19 protein-coding genes are annotated in these 21,398 nt (G+C 71.4%); 8 read left to right on the top strand and 11 right to left on the bottom strand.

The genetic code is table 11. From position 1 onward, the window contains the following. Positions 1-13 precede the first annotated feature (13 nt). The gene (locus JQS43_RS16285; RefSeq protein ID WP_239675249.1) at positions 14-541 is read left to right on the top strand and encodes a YbhB/YbcL family Raf kinase inhibitor-like protein; all 528 of its coding nucleotides are present in this window, start codon (positions 14-16) and stop codon (positions 539-541) included. A gap of 11 nt (positions 542-552) precedes the next feature. Here the strand turns inward: JQS43_RS16285 and JQS43_RS16290 are convergent, their stop codons facing one another. The 4 genes from JQS43_RS16290 to JQS43_RS16305 all read right to left on the bottom strand — a co-directional run bounded on the left by JQS43_RS16290 (position 553) and on the right by JQS43_RS16305 (position 4,196). Then, the gene (locus JQS43_RS16290) at positions 553-1,788 is read right to left on the bottom strand and encodes a Stf0 family sulfotransferase (RefSeq protein WP_239675250.1); all 1,236 of its coding nucleotides are present in this window, start codon (positions 1,786-1,788) and stop codon (positions 553-555) included. Between the two features lie 9 nt (positions 1,789-1,797). Then, positions 1,798-3,171 carry a glycine--tRNA ligase gene (locus JQS43_RS16295; RefSeq protein WP_239675251.1) on the bottom strand — a complete coding sequence of 458 codons (1,374 nt, stop codon included), beginning with the start codon at positions 3,169-3,171 and terminating at the stop codon, positions 1,798-1,800. Positions 3,172-3,340: 169 nt separating this feature from the next. After that, on the bottom strand, positions 3,341-3,868 hold the full coding sequence (locus JQS43_RS16300; RefSeq protein WP_239675252.1) for a hypothetical protein: 528 nt from the start codon (positions 3,866-3,868) through the stop codon (positions 3,341-3,343). Further along, a complete protein-coding gene (locus JQS43_RS16305; protein WP_239675253.1) occupies positions 3,852-4,196 on the bottom strand; it encodes an antibiotic biosynthesis monooxygenase family protein in 345 nt (114 codons plus the stop codon). The genes JQS43_RS16300 and JQS43_RS16305 overlap by 17 nt, the downstream gene beginning before the upstream one ends. A gap of 82 nt (positions 4,197-4,278) precedes the next feature. Between JQS43_RS16305 and JQS43_RS16310 the strand changes: the two genes are divergently transcribed. The 6 genes from JQS43_RS16310 to JQS43_RS16335 all read left to right on the top strand — a co-directional run bounded on the left by JQS43_RS16310 (position 4,279) and on the right by JQS43_RS16335 (position 8,137). Continuing rightward, the gene (locus JQS43_RS16310) at positions 4,279-4,560 is read left to right on the top strand and encodes a hypothetical protein (RefSeq protein ID WP_239675254.1); all 282 of its coding nucleotides are present in this window, start codon (positions 4,279-4,281) and stop codon (positions 4,558-4,560) included. A gap of 66 nt (positions 4,561-4,626) precedes the next feature. Beyond that, positions 4,627-5,721 carry a metal ABC transporter substrate-binding protein gene (locus JQS43_RS16315; RefSeq protein ID WP_239675255.1) on the top strand — a complete coding sequence of 365 codons (1,095 nt, stop codon included), beginning with the start codon at positions 4,627-4,629 and terminating at the stop codon, positions 5,719-5,721. Further along, a complete protein-coding gene (locus tag JQS43_RS16320; RefSeq protein WP_239675256.1) occupies positions 5,718-6,509 on the top strand; it encodes a metal ABC transporter ATP-binding protein in 792 nt (263 codons plus the stop codon). The genes JQS43_RS16315 and JQS43_RS16320 overlap by 4 nt, the downstream gene beginning before the upstream one ends. Next, entirely contained in the window at positions 6,506-7,381 is an 876-nt protein-coding gene (locus JQS43_RS16325) for a metal ABC transporter permease (protein ID WP_239675257.1), read from the top strand. Before JQS43_RS16320 ends, JQS43_RS16325 begins: the two co-directional genes overlap by 4 nt. 16 nt (positions 7,382-7,397) lie before the next feature. Then, complete coding sequence (locus JQS43_RS16330) at positions 7,398-7,736, top strand: ArsR/SmtB family transcription factor (RefSeq protein WP_239675258.1); 339 nt, start codon at positions 7,398-7,400, stop codon at positions 7,734-7,736. After that, positions 7,733-8,137 carry a Fur family transcriptional regulator gene (locus tag JQS43_RS16335; protein ID WP_239675259.1) on the top strand — a complete coding sequence of 135 codons (405 nt, stop codon included), beginning with the start codon at positions 7,733-7,735 and terminating at the stop codon, positions 8,135-8,137. Before JQS43_RS16330 ends, JQS43_RS16335 begins: the two co-directional genes overlap by 4 nt. 776 nt (positions 8,138-8,913) lie before the next feature. On the opposite strand, the gene JQS43_RS16340 is transcribed toward JQS43_RS16335, so the two are convergent. Continuing rightward, positions 8,914-10,254: a helix-turn-helix domain-containing protein gene (locus JQS43_RS16340; RefSeq protein ID WP_239675260.1), complete on the bottom strand. Its 1,341-nt coding sequence runs from the start codon at positions 10,252-10,254 to the stop codon at positions 8,914-8,916. Positions 10,255-10,604: 350 nt separating this feature from the next. Between JQS43_RS16340 and JQS43_RS16345 the strand changes: the two genes are divergently transcribed. Continuing rightward, positions 10,605-11,453, top strand: a complete 849-nt coding sequence (locus tag JQS43_RS16345; protein ID WP_239675261.1) for an AfsR/SARP family transcriptional regulator — start codon at positions 10,605-10,607, stop codon at positions 11,451-11,453. Here JQS43_RS16345 and JQS43_RS16350 read toward each other — a convergent pair. The 6 genes from JQS43_RS16350 to JQS43_RS16375 form a co-directional block, all read right to left on the bottom strand. Beyond that, complete coding sequence (locus JQS43_RS16350) at positions 11,392-12,813, bottom strand: FAD-binding oxidoreductase (RefSeq protein WP_239675262.1); 1,422 nt, start codon at positions 12,811-12,813, stop codon at positions 11,392-11,394. The genes JQS43_RS16345 and JQS43_RS16350 overlap by 62 nt on opposite strands. Positions 12,814-12,839: 26 nt before the next feature. Then, positions 12,840-15,881: a type 2 lanthipeptide synthetase LanM family protein gene (locus tag JQS43_RS16355; RefSeq protein ID WP_338037121.1), complete on the bottom strand. Its 3,042-nt coding sequence runs from the start codon at positions 15,879-15,881 to the stop codon at positions 12,840-12,842. A 4-nt stretch (positions 15,882-15,885) separates the two neighbouring features. Beyond that, positions 15,886-16,110: a DUF6229 family protein gene (locus JQS43_RS16360; RefSeq protein ID WP_239675263.1), complete on the bottom strand. Its 225-nt coding sequence runs from the start codon at positions 16,108-16,110 to the stop codon at positions 15,886-15,888. 154 nt (positions 16,111-16,264) lie between these two features. Then, positions 16,265-18,277: an acyl-CoA dehydrogenase family protein gene (locus tag JQS43_RS16365; RefSeq protein ID WP_239675264.1), complete on the bottom strand. Its 2,013-nt coding sequence runs from the start codon at positions 18,275-18,277 to the stop codon at positions 16,265-16,267. A gap of 92 nt (positions 18,278-18,369) precedes the next feature. After that, complete coding sequence (locus JQS43_RS16370; protein ID WP_239675265.1) at positions 18,370-21,135, bottom strand: ATP-binding protein; 2,766 nt, start codon at positions 21,133-21,135, stop codon at positions 18,370-18,372. Next, complete coding sequence (locus JQS43_RS16375) at positions 21,102-21,326, bottom strand: hypothetical protein (protein WP_239675266.1); 225 nt, start codon at positions 21,324-21,326, stop codon at positions 21,102-21,104. Before JQS43_RS16375 ends, JQS43_RS16370 begins: the two co-directional genes overlap by 34 nt. Between the last annotated feature and the right edge of the window lie 72 nt (positions 21,327-21,398).

The raw sequence follows: 21,398 nt of genomic DNA on the forward strand, positions 1-21,398 counted from the left end.
CGACCATCACCTGATGAATCTTGATCGTCCCGCCGCACCGGATCCGTACGCGCTGCTGCCGGTGGTCCCCACCTTCGTGCTCACGAGCAACGACATATCGGATGGGCAGCCGATCGACGAGCGCCACGCCCACGGCAGCGCGGGCGGCCAGAATATCTCCCCCCACCTGTCCTGGACGGCCTTTCCTGAGCAGGCCCGCAGCTTCACGGTGAGCTGCCTGGACCCCGACGCCCCCACCGGCAGCGGGTTCTGGCATTGGATGGTGGTCAATCTCCCAGTGTCAGTCACCGAACTCGCCACTCGCGCCGAACTGCCCGCCGGCAGTTTCTGCGTGCGCAATGATTTCGGTGACCGCGACTACGGTGGCCCGGCCCCGCCAGTAGGCGACCGCCCGCACCGCTACATCTTCGTGGTCCACGCGGTCGACGTCGACCGGCTCGAGGTAACCCCGGACTCGCCACCCGCGTACGTCGGGTTCAACCTGGCCTTCCACACCCTGGCGCGGGCGGTCATCCGGCCCACCTTCGAGCTGAAGGAGTAGCCACCCGTTCGCTACGCCACGGCCCGAAACCGGGCGATCCAGTCAGCGTTGAGTTCGTCGGCCTGCCGGGGCACCCGTGAGCGGATCGCTGCCCCCGGTGGCAGCACCAACTCCAGCGAGTCCAGCACCCCCTCGGTCACCCCGGTCGGGTCGGCCGCCAACTCCTCGTAGCTCACCTCGTACGGCTCGACGTGTTGCTCGGCGAACCAGCGCCGCCACGCCGCCCGCTGCTGCTCGATCGTCTCGACCAGCTGGGCGATCCGCGACCGGTCGTAACGGGGCGGCTCCTGCGACGGGGCGTCACCTACCTGCCAGCGCTTCGTCTGTTCGGCCCGCGCCCACGACACCGCCTGCGCCACCGTGTCCGCGCGCTCGACGTAGACGAAGCGCAGCCGGCCGAAGGCCTGCCGCAACAGCTCTACATCGGCCGCCCCGGCCACCGGGGCGGCCGCCCGCAGCTGGGCGACCAGTTCGTCCAGGGTTCCCCACATGATCCGTACCCCGAAGATGCCGTTCGGAGTCGACCCGGCGGCGATCGCCGCCGCGAGGAAGTCCGGAAACCGCCACCCGCCGTCGTCACCGCGCGGCAGCTCCCAGCGCCGCGCCAACGACTCGGCGTCCGGCCGCCGGAAGTACGACTCGGGTCGACCCGCCACCCCGGTCGACCGCAGCAGGCTGCACAGCAGAGTGCTGCCGGTCCGGGGCGTCCCGCAGATCACGTACCCGTCGACGGCCGGCTCGGCCGGCAACAACCCCATCGTGCGCTCGCTGGAGGCGACCAGCTCGGGATCCCCCCGCTGCTGCCGCAGCGCCAACGCCTCCCGCAGACACTGCGCGGCCGCGTTGAACCGCCGCTGGTCGAGCCGGCACTTGCCGAGGTGTTGCAGCGCGAAGTCCACCCGGTCCGGCCGGTGCGCGCGGGCCAGCCGTACCGCGTCCTGATACTGCGCCTCGGCCGGCGCCAACGCCCCGCGATACCGGTAGGCGTCGCCCAGGTTGATCCGCACCGCGATCCGCGGCCACGGCTCACCGGCCGCCTCGGCCGCCTCGGCCCTCGTCAACGCGTCAGTGAGCACCTGCTCGGCCCGGTCGAACTCGCCGAGCACGACCAGCCCGATACCGGCCTGTCGCAGGGTGGAGACCGTCGGCTCGCTGGCGAGCAGCCGGGCCACCTCCTGCGCCAACCCGTCCCGATCGGTCGGCACCATCCGTTCCCGCGCGTCGAGCGCGATCAGGCCCTCCCGCACGGCGCCCGCCTACGGCAGTCGTTCGAGCAGGTACCGCTCGACCGCGTCGAGGGAGACCCGCTCCTGCGACATGGTGTCGCGTTCCCGGACCGTCACCGCGTCGTCGGTGAGGGTGTCGAAGTCGACGGTGATGCAGAACGGCGTACCGATCTCGTCCTGGCGCCGGTAGCGCCGACCGATCGCCTGCGAATCGTCGAAGTCGACCGACCACCGCTTACGCAGCTGGGCGGCGAGGTCGCGGGCCTTGGGCGACAGGTCGGTGTTGCGGGAGAGCGGCAGCACCGCCGCCTTGATCGGCGCGATCCGCTTGTCGAACCGCATCACCGTCCGCTTGTCTACTCCGCCCTTGGTGTTCGGCGCCTCGTCGACGTCGTAGGCCTCCAGCATGAAGGCGAGCACCGACCGGGTGAGACCGGCCGCCGGCTCGATCACGTACGGCACCCAGCGCTCCTGCTTGGTCTGGTCGAAGTAGGACAGGTCCACTCCGGAGTGCTTGGCGTGGGTGGTCAGATCGAAGTCGGTCCGGTTGGCCACCCCCTCCAGCTCGGCGAACTCGGTGCCGCCGAGTTGGAACCGGTACTCGATGTCGACGGTCCGCTTCGAGTAGTGGGAGAGCTTCTCCGGCGGGTGCTCGAAGCGGCGCAGATTATCCGGGGAGAGGCCGAGGTCGACGTACCAGTCCCAGCGCTGCTGCAGCCAATACTCCAGCCACTCTTCGTCGGTGCCGGGTTCGACGAAGAACTCCATCTCCATCTGTTCGAACTCGCGGGTCCGGAAGATGAAGTTGCCCGGGGTGATCTCATTCCGGAACGACTTGCCCACCTGGGCGATGCCGAACGGGGGTTTGCGCCGCGACGAGGTCATCACGTTCAGAAAGTTGATGAAGATGCCCTGGGCGGTCTCCGGCCGCAGGTAGTGCAGGCCGTCCTCGTCCTCGATCGGACCCAGATAGGTCTTGAGCAGGCCGTTGAACATCCGCGGTTCGGTGAACTGGCCCTTGTTGCCGCAGTGCGGGCAGTTGATCTCCGACAGGCCGGCCGGGGCGCGGCCGTGCTTGGCCTCGAACGCCTCCTCCAGCTGGTCGGAGCGGAACCGCCGGTGGCACGACTGGCACTCGGTGAGCGGATCGACGAAGGCGTCGACATGGCCGGAGGCGACCCACACGTCCCGGTTCAGCACCACGGCGGAGTCCAGGCCGACCACATCATCGCGCTGCTGGACCATCGTGCTCCACCACTGCCGGCGGACGTTTTCCTTCAGCTCCACGCCGAGCGGACCGTAGTCCCAGGCGGATCGACTCCCCCCGTAAATCTCGCTGGAGGGGTACACGAAGCCCCGCCGCTTGGCGAGGCCGACGACGGCGTCGATCCGATCTGCAGCCACACTGGCTCCTTCAGTCACAGGCGGCCGGCTGGCTGCCGGCGCGGCGTCAAGATTGGGCACCTTGAAGTCAGCCCCTCAAGGTTTGGTACGTCCAGCGTACGGCCGGCGCCGGGGCGGTCGCAGCCTGGTTTTCCGGCGCGGGCGTCCGCGTCGTGACCTGAGGGCTGCCCTACTCCGGCGTGAAGGTGCCGCACACTTCGAACTCCCCGGTCTCCACGTTCTGCTCCACCGGGATGTCGAGCACCGTATCAGTCCCGTCGACGTACGCCACGTCGACCGGCACCCGCATGTCACCGGTGCCGAAGACGTCGTCGCCGGGCTCAATCTCCAGGTCACCGACCTGGTAGTCGTCGATGGCCGGCAGGGCCTGCATCCGGCTGCTGAACTGGCTCAGCGGCTCCGTGTTGCGGTCGGCCGCACACCGCTGGTCGTAGGCGGTCTCCCAATCCTGGTCGGCGAGCGCACCGACGAACTCGCCCACCGGCCGCTGCGCCTGCTCGTTGATCACCTGCTGACCTAGCACCAGCAGCCCACCGCCGGCGACCGCCCCGACCCCGCAGCACGCCGCGACCAGCGCCCCCGCCACGCCCAGACCAACGCCGATCCGCAATCGTCGACCCTCGATCGGAGCGGCGACGAACGGTGGCTGAACGCCAGGCCCAGGCGGCGGACCAGGCCGGTCAGGCGGCGTGGTCATGCTCGGCCCGATCACTGTCGTAGCGGGTCACCGGGCCCTCGGGGGCGGCCTCGGCGAGCACTTCAAACCCGGCCGGGTCCGGCTCGGCGCTGGCGAGCAGCGGGGTCGCGTACATCTTGACGTCGAAGTGACCGAGCGCCCGCCGGTATGCCCCGACCGAGGCCCACCGGGTGAGCAGGCACCAATGAGCTGGATCGTCGAGCGCCCGCGTGAGTTCGCCGCCCTGGTAGCCGGGGCGAGCGGCGAAGACCGCCAGCGCCTGCTGCGCTTGGGCGGTGAACTCGGCGGTACGCTCAGGCGGTACCACAAACCGGTTGAGCGCGAGCACCGCGAGCCTCCCTACTGCGACTGCCGGGATGTGTCGACCCCAGTCTGGAACGAGCCTAACGAACCGTGGCGAGTGAAGCAGAATGACACCGAACCCTGACGACGACCGGCCGGCGACCTCCGACCTTCTGGCCCGGCTCAATCGAGCCAATCCGACGCTAGTGGTCTTCGGCGCGCTGGCGATCTTTCTCGGGATCCTCTTCCTCCCCGACCTGTGGGGGGCGCTGCTGGTGCTGGTGCTGGTCGGCGCGCTGGGCTGGTTGCTGAGCCGGACCTGGCCGGTGCTGACCCCGGCGGCCCGGGGGATCCGACTGGCGGTGATCGCGCTACTGCTGCTGGTAGCGCTGCTCAAGCTCACCACCTGACCCGGCAGCCCGGGCCGACCCATGCAGAGTTGGCAATGATTGTCGTTAACCGGCAGGGTGGTCCTCATGCTGAGACGATCCCTGGCCTACGCCAGCACCGGGCTACTGCTGGGCGCCGCGACCGCCTGTGCCGCCGACGCCGAGGAAGGCAGTGACGAAGCTGCGGTGGACGTGGTGGCGGCCTTCTACCCACTGGAGTTCGTCGCTGACCGGGTCGGCGGCGAACGGGTCTCGGTGACCGGGCTGGCTCCGCCCGGCGTCGAGGCGCACGACCTGGAGCTGACACCGTCCCAGGTCGCCGAGATCAGCCAGTCCGACCTGGTGGTCTTCCTCACCGACTTCCAGCCGGCGGTCGACGCTGCGGTGGCCGAGCACGCCGACGACCGCGGCTTCGACGTCGCCGAGGTGGTGCCGCTGCTGGACAATCCGGACGGCCACGACCACGACCACGGACACAGCCACGATGACGAGGATGCCCGCGAAGACGACCACGATCATGACCATGATCACGACCATGATGATGATCATGACCACGATGACGACGACCACGGGCACGACGACGACCACGGCCACGAGGACGACGAAGACGGGCACGAGGAGGACGACGAGCACGGCGACGACGACCACGGACATGACCACGGCGACCAGGACCCGCACGTGTGGCAGGACCCGGACCGGCTAGCCACCATCGCCGACGAACTCGCCGTGGAGCTGGGCGCACTCGACGCCGACTACGCCGACGAGTACGCCGCCAACGCCGCAGCGCTGCGGGAGGAGCTGGACACGCTCGACCAGGAGTACGCCGACGGGTTGGCCCAGTGCGAACGGCGTGAGATCGTGGTCAGCCACGCCGCCTTCGGCTACCTGTCGGACCGGTATGATCTCCGGCAGATCGCCATCAGCGGGCTCTCTCCCGAGGACGAGCCCAGCCCGCAACGGCTCGCGGAGGTCATCCGGGAGGCGGAGGCGCACGGTGCCACCACCATCTTCTTCGAGGTGCTGGTGAGCCCGGCGGTAGCGGAGGTGATCGCCACCGAGGTCGGTGCCGAGACCGCGGTGCTGGACCCGATCGAAGGGCTCGCGCCCGGCAGCGAGGAGGATTACTTTTCCCTTATGCGCGCCAACCTCGACACACTCCGGGGAGCACTGGACTGCACGTGAGCACCCCGGTCCTGGAACTCGCGCACGGGGTGGTCGGCTACCACGGCCGCCCCGTGCTGCCGGGCGTCTCCCTGCGGGTCAACGCCGGTGAGGTGGTGGCGATCCTGGGCGCCAACGGCTCCGGCAAGTCCACCCTGATCAAGGCGGCGCTGGGCCTGCTGCCCCTGACCGCCGGCTCAGCCCGGCTCTTCGACACCCCGCTGGGGCGGTTCCGGCAGCGCTACCGGCTCGGCTACGTGCCGCAGCGCGCCGGGGCCGGCAGCGGCGTGCCGGCCACCGTCACCGAGTTGGTCAGCGCGGGCCGGCTGCCGCGCCGCCGGCTGCCGTGGCCGCGCTGGTCGGCCGACCGGGCGGCGGTGACGCACGCGATCGCCGTGGTCGGGCTGACCGAGAAGCGGCGGGAGCCGGTGGGCACGCTCTCCGGCGGCCAGCAGCAGCGCGCCCTGATCGCCCGGGCCCTGGCCTGCGAACCAGAGCTGCTGGTGCTCGACGAACCGACCGCCGGCGTGGACGCGGCCAGCCAGGTCGCCTTCGCCGGCGCGCTGCGGCACTTCGTCGACGCCGGCGGGACGGTGGTGCTGGTCGCCCACGAGCTGGGCCCACTAGCGCCGCTGATCACCCGGACCGTGGTGTTGCACGAGGGTCGGGTGGTGCAGGACACCGCCGGGGCGGCCGTCGCTACCGACTCGACCACCGCCTCGGACCCCGGCACGGGCCACCACGACGAGCCGCCGGCGCCCTCCCCGGTCGGGTGGCAGCCCTCGCTCATCCAGGAGCTGCCCCGGTGAGCATCTTCTCGCTGCCGTTCATGCAGTACGCCCTGATCGGCGCGCTGATCACCGGGCTGGTCGCGCCGGCGCTCGGCACCTACCTGGTGCAGCGCCGGCTGGCATTGATCGGCGACGGGATCGGCCACGTCGCGTTGACCGGTGTCGCGGTCGGGCTGCTGTTGGCGCAGTCCCCGGTGATCACCGCCATGGTGGTGGCCGCCGCCGGCGCGATCGCCATCGAGCTGGTCCGCGAGCGCGGAAAGACCTCCGGCGATGTGGCGCTAGCGGTCCTGTTCTACGGCGGCATCGCCGGCGGTGTGTTCCTGGTCAACCTCTCGGCCAGCCACACCAACGCCAACCTGATGGCGTACCTGTTCGGTTCACCGCTCACCACCTCCCCTGCCGACCTGCGGATTATGGCGATACTCGGCGGCGCGGTGCTGCTGGTGACGCTGGGGCTGCGGCCGTGGCTGTTCGCGATCTGCCACGACGAGGAGCACGCCCGGGTCAGCGGGTTGCCGGTGCGGGCACTGAACCTGCTGCTGGCGGTGACCACCGCGGTGACGATCACGGTGGCGATGCGGGCGGTCGGGCTGCTGCTGGTCAGCGCCCTGATGGTGGTCCCGGTGGCGACCGCGCAGCTGGTCGCCCGCGGTTTCCGGGCCACCCAGCTGTTGGCGATGGCGATCGGAGTGGCCGCCGCGGCGGCCGGCATCTGGTTCGCCGGGGTCTACGACACCGCGCCCGGCGCCACCATCGTGCTGCTGGCGATCGCCGGGTTCGCGGTCGTCACCGTGGTCACGGCCGGGTGGCGGTGGCTCCGCCGGGGGCGCGACCGGCGACCCGGTGAGCCGGTAGTGCCGCCGCCCGAGGTAACGTTGGCCCGCTAGAGGCTACGGTTAGGACGTGGGCGGAAACGAAGCGTACGAGGCGGCCGGTGAACTTCTGCGTGCGCTCGCCGCACCGATCCGAATCGCCATCGTCACCGAGTTGGCCGACGGCCAACGCTGTGTGCACGAGCTGGTCGACGCACTCGGGGTGGCGCAGCCGTTGGTGAGCCAACACCTGCGGGTGCTCCGGGGGGCCGGGGTGGTCAAAGGCGCCCGCCGCGGGCGGGAGATCGCGTACACACTGGTCGACGAGCACATCGCCCACATCGTCGCCGACGCCATCAGCCACGCTGGTGAGCAACGTCCCGGCGAGGTCCCCACTGTCGAGATGGCAAGGGAGGTTAGGGCGCCATGACGGCGACCACCGACACCCCAGGCGTACGCCACACCCGCCAGCGCGCTGCGGTCAGCACTCTGCTCAACGAGGTCGAGGGTTTCCACTCCGCTCAGGAGCTGCACGCGATGCTGCGAGAACGGGGCGAGCGGGTAGGCCTGACCACCGTCTACCGCACCCTGCAGGGGTTGGCTGACGGCGGCGAGGTGGACGTCATGCGCCCGCCCGGCGGTGAGCACCTCTACCGCCGGTGCAGCGAGGGCCATCACCACCATCTGGTGTGCCGCGCCTGCGGCCGTACCGTCGAGGTCGAAGGGCCCGCGGTCGAGACCTGGGCGAGCAAGGTCGCGGCGAGCAACGGGTTCACCGAGGTGAGCCACACACTGGAGATCTTCGGCACCTGCCCGGCCTGCGCCGGCTAGCGGCGGCGCCGTCGTTTTCGTGGCGCCGTCGTTTTCGTGGCGCACACCTGGCGAGACGTGATCATCTTCCCCGCCGCAGCCTAGGGTGGTGCTGCGGGAGTGTTTGCTCTGCGTACGTAACGCCATCGGCCGGGCGGTCGGGCTGCAAGATCGGCGGGCAGATCGTCTCACCCGACTTGGTGGGTCGAGTGGCGCCTGGTTTGCCAATATGAACCTGGTTTGTCGCCGTAGTGGATCACCACTCAACCGACCAAGCGGCCGACGGTGTGACAGCCGGCGACAGGGAGGGGCCCCTTCCTGATCGCCGCTTGATGACCTTGAGCGTAGCTGCCGAGGACCCGCGCCAAGCCGCTGCGCCAAAGCCGCTGCGCCCAGAGCCTACGAGAGCTGCCGGCACAGACGGAGCAGCGGCGAGGGCGCCACGGTAGGAAGGCGCCCGGCGCCGCCTGCGGGTCGCCGCGTGACCTAGCCCTCCTGAGCTAGCCCACCTGAGCTAGCCCGGCGAGCTGCCTTGGTGGGTTGAGTGGTGATCCACTAAGGCGACAAACCAGGTTCATACTGGCAAACCAGGCGCCACCCAACCCACCAAGCCGAGCACTGTGACTAGTCCACACCGAACTCTGCCACGAAGTATGTGCAAATATTGCTGTTCCCGCCGCAACAACTGCTCAAGCTTCGGCGGCGCGGTCAGGCAAGCGCTCCTGCGGCACCACCTGACCTGCGGGGACGCATGATGGTCAGGCGCGTTGGACCGGCGGAGAGCCCCGCGGAGCTGGTCAGCCAGGTCGGGAGCTGAGCGGCTCGGCGGAGCCCGCGGTGGGCACCAGATTCACCGCGGCGGCCGCCTCCCGGAACGCGCGCACCGCGCGGGCGCTGTCACCGGCCTGGTCCAGCAGGTTTCCGAGCTCGACCCAGGCCCGGGCGGCCTGCCGGGAGGCGCCCAGTTGCCGGAGCGCCCCGGCGGCCCGGTCGAAGCCGGTCACCGCTCGCTCCCACTCGCCAGCGGCGGCCAGCGCGGCGGCGAGCACCGTATCGGCGCGGGCGCGCTCCAGGGCAGCCTCCGGGCCCAACTCGGCCAACGCCCGATCGGCCAGCTCCGAGGCGGCCTGCGGCTCGCCCTTCAGCAGGTGGGCGCGGGCCAGTTCGGTGAGCAGGTAACCCCGGTCGTAGCCGTGGCCCACCTGATGGAGCAGGTGCAGGCCTTCTTCCAGCAGCTGTTGGGCTTCGTCCACCCGGGGCGGTTCCTGTCGCAGTAGCAGCAGCCCGTACTGGCTGAGCAGCCGGCCGACCTGCCGCTGCTGGCCGCTGCGCCGAAAGTAGGTGAGCGCCTCCTCGGCCAGCTCCAACGCTTCCCGATGCCGTCCGTCCTCACTGGCCAAGTGGCTTGCGTTCCAGAGCACCGTCGCCCGCGCCGGTGGTGATTGGAGCTCTTCGGCGCGGCGCAGGCCTTCCCGGAGCAGCCGCTCGGCCTGGGTGACCTCCCCGAGTTCGAAGTGGGCGGCGGCGACCGTCGCCAGCAACCGGATCGCCGTCTCCGACTGCCAGGCGTCGAGCCGGTCGAGTTCACGCATCGCCCCGGTGCCCACCTCCACCACCCGGGAGAGCTCCCCCAGCTCATACAGGCACCGGCACCATCGGATGACCACGCTCAACGACGAGAGGTAACGGGGCGACCGGATCGCCTCCTGCACCAACGCCTCATAGGCGGTGGCGGCTTCGCGTAGCCGACCCTGGGCCGCCAGCGCCTGGGCGATCCCCGTCCGGGCCTCGACCTGCACCAGGGGCTCCACTTCGGCCGCGGCGAGGACGCTCTCGAACAGCGCGTGCGCCTCGGCGACCTTGCCGGCCTCCAGCGCGAGCTGGCCAAACTTGAGGGTGAGCGCGGCCGGCCGGGCAACCTCACCGGCAGCCCCGGCCCACAGCTCTTCCGGGGCGCAGCCAAGCGCTGCGGCGAGGCTGCGCACCGTCTCCGGGGTGGGGGTGCGGCGGCCCGCTTCGAGCAGCGAGACGTAGCTGACCGACAGCGCGTCGCCGGCCAGCTCCCGCTGGGTCAGACCACGCGCCCGCCGCCAACCTCGAAGCCGGCTAGCAAACTCATGTTGACTCGGTTGACTCATAGTAATCCCCCGCTCTACAATCTACACTAGAATACCCACGCCGATCTATGCAAGGGGAGACAATGATGAAATTCTCGTCCCTGACCGCCGCCGCTCTGCTCACCCTCAGCTTGGCGATCGCGCCGGTCATTGCTGGCGGCGTTGCTATTTCAGCCGCAACTCCCGGTTTCGGTGCGGAGAATTTATCAATGGGCGGAGCCACCTGCTGCGTAGATTAGTCGACACGCGACAATCGCCCGATTCACACACTCCTGTGACCACTCGTAGCGAGTTCTGTTGACGGAGTTAGTCAACTAGTTGACTGTTCCGGCACGACGCTCCGAGCTGCGTCCAACCCCGACAGGAGGATCATGCCCACCGTCGGCATCACCGTGCTCGGGCCGGTTCAGGCCTGGCGTGACGACCAGGAACTCCCCCTTGGACCGCCGCAGCAACGCAGCGTCCTGGCGCTACTGGCCGTGGTCGGCGGCCAGCCGATCACCACCCGCGAGATCGTCGAAGCGCTGTGGGATTCCCAGCCGCCGCGCAGCGCCGTCAACGTCGTCCAGACATATCTGAAACGGCTCCGCCGGATCCTGGAGCCCGAGCGACCCCCACGCAGCGCCAGCACTCTGCTCCCGGCCCGCCACGGTGGTTACGCGCTGCGGGCGGAGCCCGAGGCGGTCGACCTGTGGCGCTTCCGAGGGTTGCTCGGCCGCGCCCGGGAGCTACACCGCATCGGCGACCACCGTCGCGTCACCACACTGCTCGCCGACGCGCTGCGGCAGTGGCACGGCCCGCCCGGCGCCGACCTGCCGGCGCTCGCCCAGCACCATCGGGTACGCGCGGTCGTCGAGGAGTACGGCGCGGTGGTGCGCTGGTACGCCCAGGCCAGCCTGGTCACCGGCGCCCCCGGGGAAGCGGTGCCGGTGGTCGCCCAAGCCGCCACCGGACGGCCCTTCGACGAACCGCTCCACGCCCAGCTGATCCGGCTCTACCACGCCGCTGGCCAACGCAGTGAGGCGGTTCGGGTGTTTCAGAGCTGCCGCCGCCGACTGCATGACGAACTCGGACTCGACCCCGGCCCGGAGCTCACCGGCGCCTTCGGTGAACTCCTCCGTGACCAGCGCCCCTGGTCGCGCGCTGTGCCCCCGGAGCTCAAGCCGGCGCCAACGACTGTCCGAACCGGAAGACCTCCGCTGGGTCGTACCGGGCCTTGACCTGCCGGAGCCGCGGCAGGTTTACACCGAAGTACGCCGACGCCCACTCCGGCAGCTCGGCATCGGGGTAGTTCGGGTAGACCGCCCCGCTCGCCGCCGGCCGTACCGCCCGCCATGACTGCTGGACCCAATCGGTCGCCGCTTTGCGGGCGACGTCGTCGAGGTGCGGCAGCGCGGTGCCGTGGTGTCCGATCAGGAACTGAGCCCGGCGGTGGACGAACGCGGTCTCCGCTGGCGCCACCCGGGCGTAGGCGCCGCCCCACGGCACCAGCTCCACCTCCCGGTACTGCCCCGCGGGCGGCTCCGGGTCGAACGCCGCCAGCAGCGCGTCGATCACCTCGGCCGGCATCGGCGCGTCGAAGAAGTCTGACTTCACCGCCCGCAGCCAGGGGCGTTGCCCGGCCGGCGGACCCGGCTGGGCGACAGTCGACACCGGCATCCCGGCGTAGGTGTGGCGCCGGGCCGCCACCACCGGGGACAGCTCGGCCAGCTCCCCCAGCTCGGCCGAGAGATCCACCTCCGCTAGGAACTCCTCCACGAGCGGCCGGGCGTCGTTCGCGCCTCCCACCACCGCTCCGAAGAGCACCAGCCGCGGGCCGCTGCCGGTCGGGGTCGCCGACTGCAGCACCAGCTCGCCGTTGACCTCCTCGGGTGCGACCGGCGCCCAGTGCTGCCACGCGTCGATCACCGCCGCCGCCTGCTCCCACGGCCAGCAGTGGACGAAGGTGCTCACCCGAGGGGCCGGGTGGGTGCGGAGCGTCAACGAGGTGACTGCGCCGAACCCGGCCCAACCGGCACCGCGTAACGCCCAGAACAGCTCCGGCTCACGGTGTTCGTCCACGGTGACCTGTCGGCCGTCGGCGAGCACCACCTGGGCTGCGAGCAGCTGGTCGCACCCGAGGCCGAAGTAGCGGCCGAGCATGCCGTAGCCGCCCCCGAGCACCGCACCGCCGACCGCGACCGTCGGGTTCCAGCCGACCGCCACCACCCGGCCCACCTCGGCGAGTCGATCGGCCAGCTCCCCGAGCCGTACCCCGGGCCCGACCGTCACGGTCTCCGGGCCGACCTCGATCGACCGCAGCCCCGCCAGGTCGATCACGAGCCCGTCGCTGGTGCTGAGGTCGGCGAAGCTGTGACCACCACTGCGCAGCGCGAACGGCAACCGTTGGGCGCGGGCGAAGGCTACCGCTTCGGCGACATCGGCGACGCCCGCGCAGCGGACCACCGCCTGCGGTGTCACCTCACCCAACCCGCACGCGAACGGCTTCCGCAGCCGAGGGAACTCCGGTGCGTCCGGCAGCACCACGTCGCCGCGCATCCGCTGCGCCAGTGCAGTTACCGCGGTGGTGCTGATCTCCATCGTGATCCTCCAGAGTGCCCGCGGTCTCAGCCGGTGCTGCCGCTGCCCGGGATCGTAGCGGGATCGTCCTGTCTGGAGGGAAGCGGGCCCGCGGGTGGCGGACCAGGGTCGGGCAGCGACACCGAGGGTAGCTCTGCCTCGGGATGCATCCGCAGCAGCTGGTAGACGATACCGCCCTGGCCCGGCAACAGGCCCGGAGCGAAGACGTCTCTCGCCAACCCGCTGACGGCGCCGTGCTCGGCCAGACTGCCCAGCAGCGCAGCCAGCACCTCCTCCCGGGCCGGCAATGTCGACCCCACCTTCGCCGCCCACGCGTGTTCAAACAGCTCCCAGGCGCCGAAGTCGCCGTGACACAGGGTGTGGTTCCAGCCGACTCCGCCCGGCCAGGCGACCGCCGCTGCCTGGGCGAGCACCTCGCGCCAGCGCTCCGGCTGGGCGCGGTGACGCAGGTCGGCGGCGGCGATGCCGATCCCGACCGCGCCGTGGCACCACGCTGCGGCGGTGGTCGGCTCTGGAGAACGCAGATCCCGCCAGCCACCCAGCGCCGGGTCGTAGAGGGACGATTCAAAGTCGAACGCTTCCTCCGCTAGGCCGGCGAAGGAGGGTTCCGCGGTAGCCACCGCCAACCGGGCCAACGCCCAACCGATGCCGGTGCTGCCGTGGGAGAGCCCGCCCACGCCCGCCGGGAAGAGCGGCGTCAGCCAGCGGAGACCACCGTGGCCCTCGTTGGCAGGTTCGGCGTGCGCCGCCAACCGGTGGCCGATCTGCACCGCCGTCTCCTGCCACCGCGCTTCACCGCTCGCCTCCGCCAACCGCAGTAGCGGCACGATCGAGCCGGCCGCGCCGAGGAGCAGATCGTGCGACTCGTCGGCCGCCACGGCGGCCGGCAACTCGGCCGCCAGCGCGGTGGCGTGCGCCAGTGCCTGGTCGCCCGGCACCGCCCCTAGTTGCCACAGCAGCAGCCAGCTCCAGATCCGCGAACCTAGTCCGATGTATCCACCACAAGCCTCCGGCCGCACCGCCACACCGCGCTCCCGCGCATCCGCGAGGTCGGCAGCGTGGGCAGCCTCCGCCGCCCGCAGCGTCGCCAACGTCGCCGGCAGCAGCTCCGCCGCCCCGGCGACCTCCTCGGCGCGCCCCGCCGCCACCTCGCGCTGGTAGGCGGCGAGCAGCACCGCTACCCCGGCGACGCCGCCGTAGAGGTCAGCCGGCAGCGGCTGCACCGACCAGCCAGTGGCGTTGAGCACCGGCGCCACCCAGGTGGCGGTCTCATCCGGACCGGTGATCGCGTACGCCACCAGATCTCTCATGATCGCGGCGGCCTGCTCGCGGCGCTGGCGGTCAAGGTCGTCAAGGCGTGGGCCGGTAACCGGCAGCCGCTGCGGCGGCGGCAGCCAACCATCGTTCAGGTACGCGCCGACCAGCGCCGCCTGGACCACCCGCTGATCGGTCGCCGGATCCAGCGCACGCCACCGCCGTACGGCGTCGTCGACCAGGTCGAGCGGCTCGCCGCACCGAGTGCCCCCGGGGCCGGTCAGCTCGCCGCGGCCGGGCGTCGTGGTGAAGATCGGGACGTCGCCCTCCTGCAGCGCTGCCACCTCCGCCTCGATCACCGCCCGGTCGCTCGGCGCACCCGGCCGGCGGTCGGCGTGCCGGGCCAGCAGATCGGCGGCGCGCTCGGCGGCGCGGTCCGGCCGATGCAACGAACTGGGGTGCCACAGCATCCGGCCCAGTTCGGAGTAGACGATAGTGTCCCGCAGCACCACCCGGGTGGGGCAGTCGGCGAACTCGGCCAGCCGGGGGGCCAGCTCTCCTCGCTGATCCAACCTGTGCAGGTGTTCGGTGAGCTCGGCGAAGCCCGCCACCACCTGCGGCCAGTGCCGGCCCAGCTCCGGCTCCGGGCTGGGATGGTTGACGGTCGGCGGGGGCGGCAGGTCGGCGCTGCCGACTCGGGCCCGGTCGGTGCCTTCGTCCACGATCACCGGCACCGAGACCGTCGCCTGCTGGCCAGGCAGGGCTCCGGCGGCCGACGGGTCGATGCCCCGGAACCCCAGCCCACCGCCGCGCCCCGGCAGCAGCCCGGTGCGCATCACGGAGTCGTTGAGCAGGTCAGCGGCGAGGTCGGTGGCGGCGCCGTACCCGCTGGGCCGGGTCGGGAAGTGCGGCGTAAACAGCGTCTCGCAGTCCACCACCACCGGCACCGGGCCGGCCGCGATGACGTTCTCCGCGTGCAGATCGCTGCCGCCGAGCAACCGCATCACCGCCAGCCAGTGGCCGAGGTTGCGGTAGAAGGTCGCCAACTCGCCCTGGTCGGCGCAGTAGCGGTGGGCCACATAGTCGCACCAACCGTAGGTGCCGTCACGGTCGGACCGTTCAAGCACCCGCGGCACCCGGATCGGGTGCGGTGCGGCCGACGCCGGCAGCAGCGCCGGCAACACCCGACCCAGCACTGCGTCCACCGCCAGCGACCGTGGTTTGTAGAGCATCTTCCCGGACTCACAGTGCAGCGCCGCGACCGTCTCGCCGCCGCAGTGGCTGTCGCCGGCGCCGAACCGGATCCCCTGCAGGGCGCCGAGTTCGTGCCCGGCCAGCGCCGACAGCATCGCCCGGTCCCGGGCGAACCGACGAGCCAGCCGCAGGGCGGCCGCCCGACGATGGTCGATGACGGTACGCAGCCGGGTCAGCAACGGTGGATAGTGCTCGGTGAGCGTCTCCCAGAAATCGGGCCGGTGCACAGTCTCGACCCACTCGGCCCAGCGGCCCGCTTCATCGGCCGCGGTGAGCCGGCCCGCCAGCCGCGCCGCGTGCAGCTCCAGCAGCAGCACCCGGCTGACCCGCCGCCAGCCGACGTCCCGCAGCGAGAGCGTGGCGCTGGCGAGCAGCGACTCGCCGTCGGCCGTTGACAGGCCGGGCACCGACCGGAGCTCAACGGCGAGGCGGGAGCGCGCCGGCCCCACCACTGCGTCGAGCATCCGGTCGATGTCCGCGGTCCGCCGGGACGGGCTCTCCGGGGTGTCAGCGTCGTCCATGGTGACCGAGGCGTCGACCTCGGAGATCCCAGCAGTCATCGGCTCAGCAGCAGAAGTAGTGCATGCCGGTGGCCGGGTCGTAGGACCCGCTGCAGCCGGTACCGCAGCTCAGGCCCGGGTAGCCGGTGCCCGTGAGCGTAATCTCCGATTCCGCGTACCCGCTGCTGCTGAAGAGCGGGCCGGCGGGGTTCTCCAGCCCGTCCTGCTCCTCGCCGTTGCGCCAGCCGTCGATGATCTCGTCGACCTGTTCGATGGTGAGAGTCGGCATCCACGTGCTCCCTTCTGGGTGTCTGGGACACGTACGAGATTGCCGACTCGCATTGGACAACTGCTGGATGACGACTGGACACCGGGCCCGACCCGGCCAGTCCGACTGGCTGGCCGGGTCGGATGGGCTGCCCGGTCGGGTAAGCCGTGCCCCCTCAGTCGCTGGCTCGGTCAGCCGCCGCGGGCAACGGCCGGCGGCGAAGATCGTCGACCACCGCCTCGCCGGGTTCCCAGCCCGCCACCCAGGCGCCATCCCCGGCTGGCGGAAGGATGCCGGCCTCCAGGAACTCGAACCGGCCTTCGGTGACCGCCCGGGCCAGCTCCCGGTCGGACGCGTCGGTGTTGCGCCACAGCGCGGCGAAGTGGGCATCGGTGCGGCGGCGCGCCTGCCAGCAGAACGTGTCCGCCAGCGCCGTCGACTCCGGTCGGGTCTCCCGCTCGGCGCGGGCCCGGACACAGGCGGCGGTGACCGCATACAGCTCGGCACCGATCTCCACCAGCCGGGCCAGGAACGCCTGCTTGCGCTCCAGCCGGCCCTGCCAGCGCGCCATCCCCCGGAAGGTGGCCCGGGCCAGCCGCCGGCTGCGGCGCTCCGCCCAGCGCAGATGCCGGGCGAGCGGACCGAACTCGGCGTACCCGCCGGGGAGCTGCCCCCGGCCCACCAGCAGCCCCGGCAGCCAACGGGCGTAGAACAGCGCTGCCCGTCCGGCTGCCCGGGCCTTCCGCCCCAGCCCGGCCTTGGGATCGATCAGGTCCCCGGCGACCGAGAGGTGCACGTCGACCGCCTCCCGGGCGATCAACAGATGCATGATCTCGGTGGAACCTTCAAAGATGCGGTTGATCCGCAGATCCCGCAGCAGCTGCTCGGTCGCGATCGGCCGTTCGCCGCGGGCAGCCAGCGAATCTGCGGTCTCGTAGCCCCGCCCACCGCGTACCTGCACCAGTTCGTCGCCGACCTGCCAGGCCAGCTCGGAGGAGTAGAGCTTGACCAGGGCCGCTTCGATCCGGATGTCGTTGTGGTCATCGTCGGCGAGTAGGCAGCTCAGGTCGAGCATCGCCGACATGCCGTAGGTGCTGGCCGCGATGAAGGCGAGCTTCTTGCCGATCGCCTCGTGCTCGGCCACCGGCCGTCCCCACTGCACCCGTTCTTGCGCCCACTGCCGGGCCACCGCCAGGCTGTACTTGCCGGCGCCCACACAGTGCGCCGGTAGCGAGAGCCGGCCGGTGTTGAGGGTGGTCAGGGCGATCCGTAGGCCCTGCCCCTCCCCACCGATCAGGTTTTCTTTCGGGACGAAGACATCGTGGAACCGGGTGACGCTGTTTTCCAGGCCGCGCAGGCCCATGAAGGCGTTGCGCCGCTCCACCGTGATGCCCGCCGCATCGCCCTCGACCACGAACGCGGAGATACCGCCCCGGTTACCCTCACCGGGCGGCACCTGCGCCATCACCACCAGCAGGGTCGCCACGGTGCCGTTGGTGGCCCACAGCTTCACCCCGTTTAGCAGATAGCCGGAGCCGTCGGGCAGAGGCTGGGCGGTGGTGGAGAGCCGCGCCGGGTCGGAGCCGACGTCCGGCTCGGTGAGCAGGAACGCTGACACCTCCCCCGCGGCCAGCCGGGGTAGGAAGGTCTGCCGCTGCTCGTCGGTGCCGAACAGTTTTAGCGGCTGCGGCACCCCGATCGACTGGTGGGCGCTCAGCAGCGCCCCGACCGCCGGGTTCGCCGACCCCACCAGGGTGAGCGCGCGGGCGTAGTGCAGGTGACTCAAACCCACGCCGCCGTACTTCTCGTCGATCTTCATCCCGAAGGCGCCGAGCTCGGCGAGCCCTTGGAACACCTGATCAGGAATCTGGGCATCCCGCTCGATCTGGGCGCCATCCACCTGGGTGGTGAGGAATTCGTGTAGTCGGCCGGCGAAGGTCTCATACCGCTCGGCGGCGGCCGGGTCCTCGGTCGGCCACGGGTGGAGCAGGTCGAGCCGGAGCCGACCGCTGAACAGTTCCTTGCCGAAGCTCGGTCGCCGCCAGGTGGTTTCCCGCGCGGACTCCGCGACTGCTCTGGCTTGCGCCTCGCTGACCTGTGCCGGACCACTCGCCCCGGCGGCGCCAGCGCCCTGGCCGGCCGCCGGCTTCGGGGCCTCGGTCTCTGGTGTGCGCTGTGTCGTCGTCACGATGCACCCCTTAGTCGCCTCGTGGCTCTCCCACCCAGGTTACTAGCGAGTAAGCCAGCATGCAGCACACTTGCGGGCGATCGGTCAGCCCCTCAGCCTGGCCGCAACACCGCCGCGACCTCGGTACGCGACCCCACCTCAAGCTTGCGCAGGATGTGCGAGACGTGCACCGCGGCGGTGCGCGGCGAGATGTAGAGCCGGCGTGCCAGCTCGGCGTTGGTCAGCCCGTCCGCGACCAGCACCGCCACCTCCCGCTCCCGGGCGGTCAACGCGGCCGGGCCGGTCGGCGCCGCCGGCCCCGCCGACGGCATCATCCCCAACTGCGCCCGGAGCTGCGCCAACTGGGCCACCCGCCAACCACCCCACCGGGCCAACGCGGTGGTCGCCGCCTCGGCGTGCCCGAGCGCGGCCTCCTTCTCGCCCAGCACGAGCAGGCAGCGGGCGGCGCCGGTGTGCGCCACACCACGCACCGGCGGCGGCCCCGTCGGCAACTCGGCTACCGCCCGGAACCCGGCCAGCGCCGTCGCCGGTTCCCCCGCCGCCTCCGCAAGCTGAGCCTCGACCAGGGTCATCAACCGACGCTGATCCTCCTGGCTATCACCGCCGCCGACCAGCTGACGCAGCCGCGGCAGCGCCACTCCCACCGCCAACCCGGCGGAGACCAGATCGTGCGCCAGCTGCCCCCAGAACGTGACGCCGCGCCCCCGCAACGCCAATAGCTCGTCCAGGTAGCGCTCCGCCGCCGCCAGGTCGCCGCGGCGACAGGCGAGATGGAAGTCGATACCCGGCAACGCGGGCCGGTCCCGGGCCGCACTGGTCGCCAACGGCGCGGCCAGCTCCGCCACCCGGTCCAGCTCACCCGCCTCCAGATAGAGGCCGGCCAGAAACACCGCATAATCGTGCGCCCGCCGCCCCCGTACCTGGTAGCCACGGTCGCGCGACCGCCCTTCCTGCAACGCCGCGATCGCTGCCGGCAGATCTCCCTCCCGGATCGCCACCTGCGCCCTAGCCTGAAAGAAAGCGGTGTCCAGAAGCGATTCAAAGTTGGCGCGCTCGGCGGCCACCCCCATCCGGGCCAGGATCCCGGCCTGCCCGGTCAGGGCCGCCTGTTCGTCGCCGGCCGCCGGGTCCGGCCCCAGTTGCAGCAGCGCATAACAGGCCCGGGCCGCCAGCGTCCACTCCCGGCGGTGCTCGGACTCCGCGGCAACGGCGGTCAACAGCTCGCGCGAACGGCGCCGCGTATGCGGCTGCATCATCAGCGCACAGCCCTTCTCGACCGAGGCCGCCAACCGGACCCTCGGCAACTCGAAGGACGCCGCCAACTCCAGCGCCGCGTCCGCCCACGCCACCGCGGCCTCGGTCGAGCCGCGCAACATCGACGACTCCGCCAACGCGGTCAGGGCGCGGGCTCGCTCCGGCCCCGCCGGAAGGTCCGGCAACAACTGGGCGAGCTGCTCGGTGAGCTCGACCATCTCCGCGACCTCGTCGGCCTCCCACGCCAGCCGGAGAGCCACCGTAAGTGCGTCCACCCGCTCCGCCGGCGCGGTCGCCAGCCGGCGCCACTGCCGGGCATACTCGACGGCCTCCTCACCCAGGCCGGCCAACCAGGCCGAGCGGGTCGCCGCCGCCAGCAGTGCCAGATCATCGCCGGCCTCGGCCAGCCCCAGCTCCGCCAGCTGCAGCGCCTGGTAGGCCGACCCCATCTCCAGATAGCGCGGGGCGCCCCGGCGGGCCGCGTCGACCAGCTCCTGGTAGCGGCCGGCGCCGTGGGCATGGTGCGCCACCAGCGCCGGGTCCGGGTCGCCGCTAGCCAGCAACGCCTCCAGCGCGGTCTCGTGCAACCGCCGCCGCTCCCGGCCGAGCATCCGGCTGGTCAACGCCTCCCTGACCAGCGCATGCCGGAAAGCGAACTCGTCGGGGCCGCTCTCCACCAGCAAGCCTCGCTCGACCAGCTCGCGCAGCGCCTCCACCAGCGCGGATTCATCGGTACCGGTGACCGCGGTGAACAGGTCGAACGGAACCCGGTGACCGAGCACAGCAGCCGCCTCGGCGACCCGACGGCCCACCGGTGGCAGCTCGTCCACCTGCCGGCGCAACACCTCGGCGAGGCTCCACGGCAACGGCTGCTCGCCCAGCCGTGCCGGATCGCCGCCCTCGCACCCCCGCAGCAACTCCTCCAGAAAGAACGGGTTGCCGCCGGTGCGGTCATAGAGGACCGCCGCGCTGCGGTGTGGCACCGGCCGGCCGGCGACGCTGGCCAGCAGCGCGGCGGTGTCGGCCTGGTGCAACCCGGACAACCGAAGATGGGTCACCGCATGCCGACGCTCCAGCCGGGCCAGCAACCCGGCGAGCGGGTGCCGATTTGTGATCTCATCCGGCCGGTAGGTGCCGACCAGCAACTGTGGCGCGTCCCGGTCAGCGAGCCGCTCGAAGAGCGCGGCGCTCTCCGAGTCGATCCAGTGCAGATCCTCGAAGACGATCACCGCCGGAACGTCCCCGAGTAGCCGCTCCACCACCGCCAGCCCGGCATGCAGCCGCTCCACCGGCGCCGCGGCCTGGTCGGTCACCACCAACAGCTCCGGGTCGTCTGCCGGAAACGCGCCGGGCCCGGCCCCCAAGGCGTCCAGCAACACCTCGTAGGGTCGGGCCAGCGACTCCGGCTCGGCGTGCCCGAGCAGCACCTGCGTGGCGGCCGGCAGCCCGCCCAGCAGCTCCTGCACCAACCGGGTCTTGCCGATGCCGGGCTCGCCAGCGAGCAGCGCGACCCGGGACGCGCCGACGGCGGCCAACTCCCGCAGCCGGCGCAGCTCTTGGTCGCGTCCGATCATGAGCGGGCTCTCGGCCCGGCTGGTACGCACGCGGCCAGGCTACTCCCGGACCCCGACTGGGCCGTCGCACGCCGGCCACCGGCCCGCAGCCGGGCCCGCAGCCGGGTCCCCAGCCCGGCCCGCCGGTGCCGCCGTCGCGCCCGGTGATCCTCGACCTCGTGGACGATCCCGTGCCGTGCCTCAGTCGCCATCATGAAGATCATCTCTGGGTGGGTGAACATTGCCCCTCCTCGAAGCTGGTGCCAGCTCACGGGGTCAATGCTTCGCCGGCCCGGTTGGCACGGCATCGGTAC

This window comes from Natronosporangium hydrolyticum, assembly GCF_016925615.1.
Classification (GTDB): Bacteria; Actinomycetota; Actinomycetes; order Mycobacteriales; family Micromonosporaceae; genus Natronosporangium; species Natronosporangium hydrolyticum.

Coding starts and splice junctions, on each gene's coding strand:
- JQS43_RS16300 (WP_239675252.1), bottom strand. CDS start 3,868: ATGACCACGCCGCCTGACCGGCCTGGTCCGCCGCCTGGGCCTGGCGTT.
- JQS43_RS16335 (WP_239675259.1), top strand. CDS start 7,733: ATGACGGCGACCACCGACACCCCAGGCGTACGCCACACCCGCCAGCGC.
- JQS43_RS16375 (WP_239675266.1), bottom strand. CDS start 21,326: ATGTTCACCCACCCAGAGATGATCTTCATGATGGCGACTGAGGCACGG.
- JQS43_RS16310 (WP_239675254.1), top strand. CDS start 4,279: ATGACACCGAACCCTGACGACGACCGGCCGGCGACCTCCGACCTTCTG.
- JQS43_RS16360 (WP_239675263.1), bottom strand. CDS start 16,110: ATGCCGACTCTCACCATCGAACAGGTCGACGAGATCATCGACGGCTGG.
- JQS43_RS16340 (WP_239675260.1), bottom strand. CDS start 10,254: ATGAGTCAACCGAGTCAACATGAGTTTGCTAGCCGGCTTCGAGGTTGG.
- JQS43_RS16285 (WP_239675249.1), top strand. CDS start 14: ATGAATCTTGATCGTCCCGCCGCACCGGATCCGTACGCGCTGCTGCCG.
- JQS43_RS16315 (WP_239675255.1), top strand. CDS start 4,627: ATGCTGAGACGATCCCTGGCCTACGCCAGCACCGGGCTACTGCTGGGC.
- JQS43_RS16350 (WP_239675262.1), bottom strand. CDS start 12,813: ATGGAGATCAGCACCACCGCGGTAACTGCACTGGCGCAGCGGATGCGC.
- JQS43_RS16355 (WP_338037121.1), bottom strand. CDS start 15,881: ATGACTGCTGGGATCTCCGAGGTCGACGCCTCGGTCACCATGGACGAC.
- JQS43_RS16345 (WP_239675261.1), top strand. CDS start 10,605: ATGCCCACCGTCGGCATCACCGTGCTCGGGCCGGTTCAGGCCTGGCGT.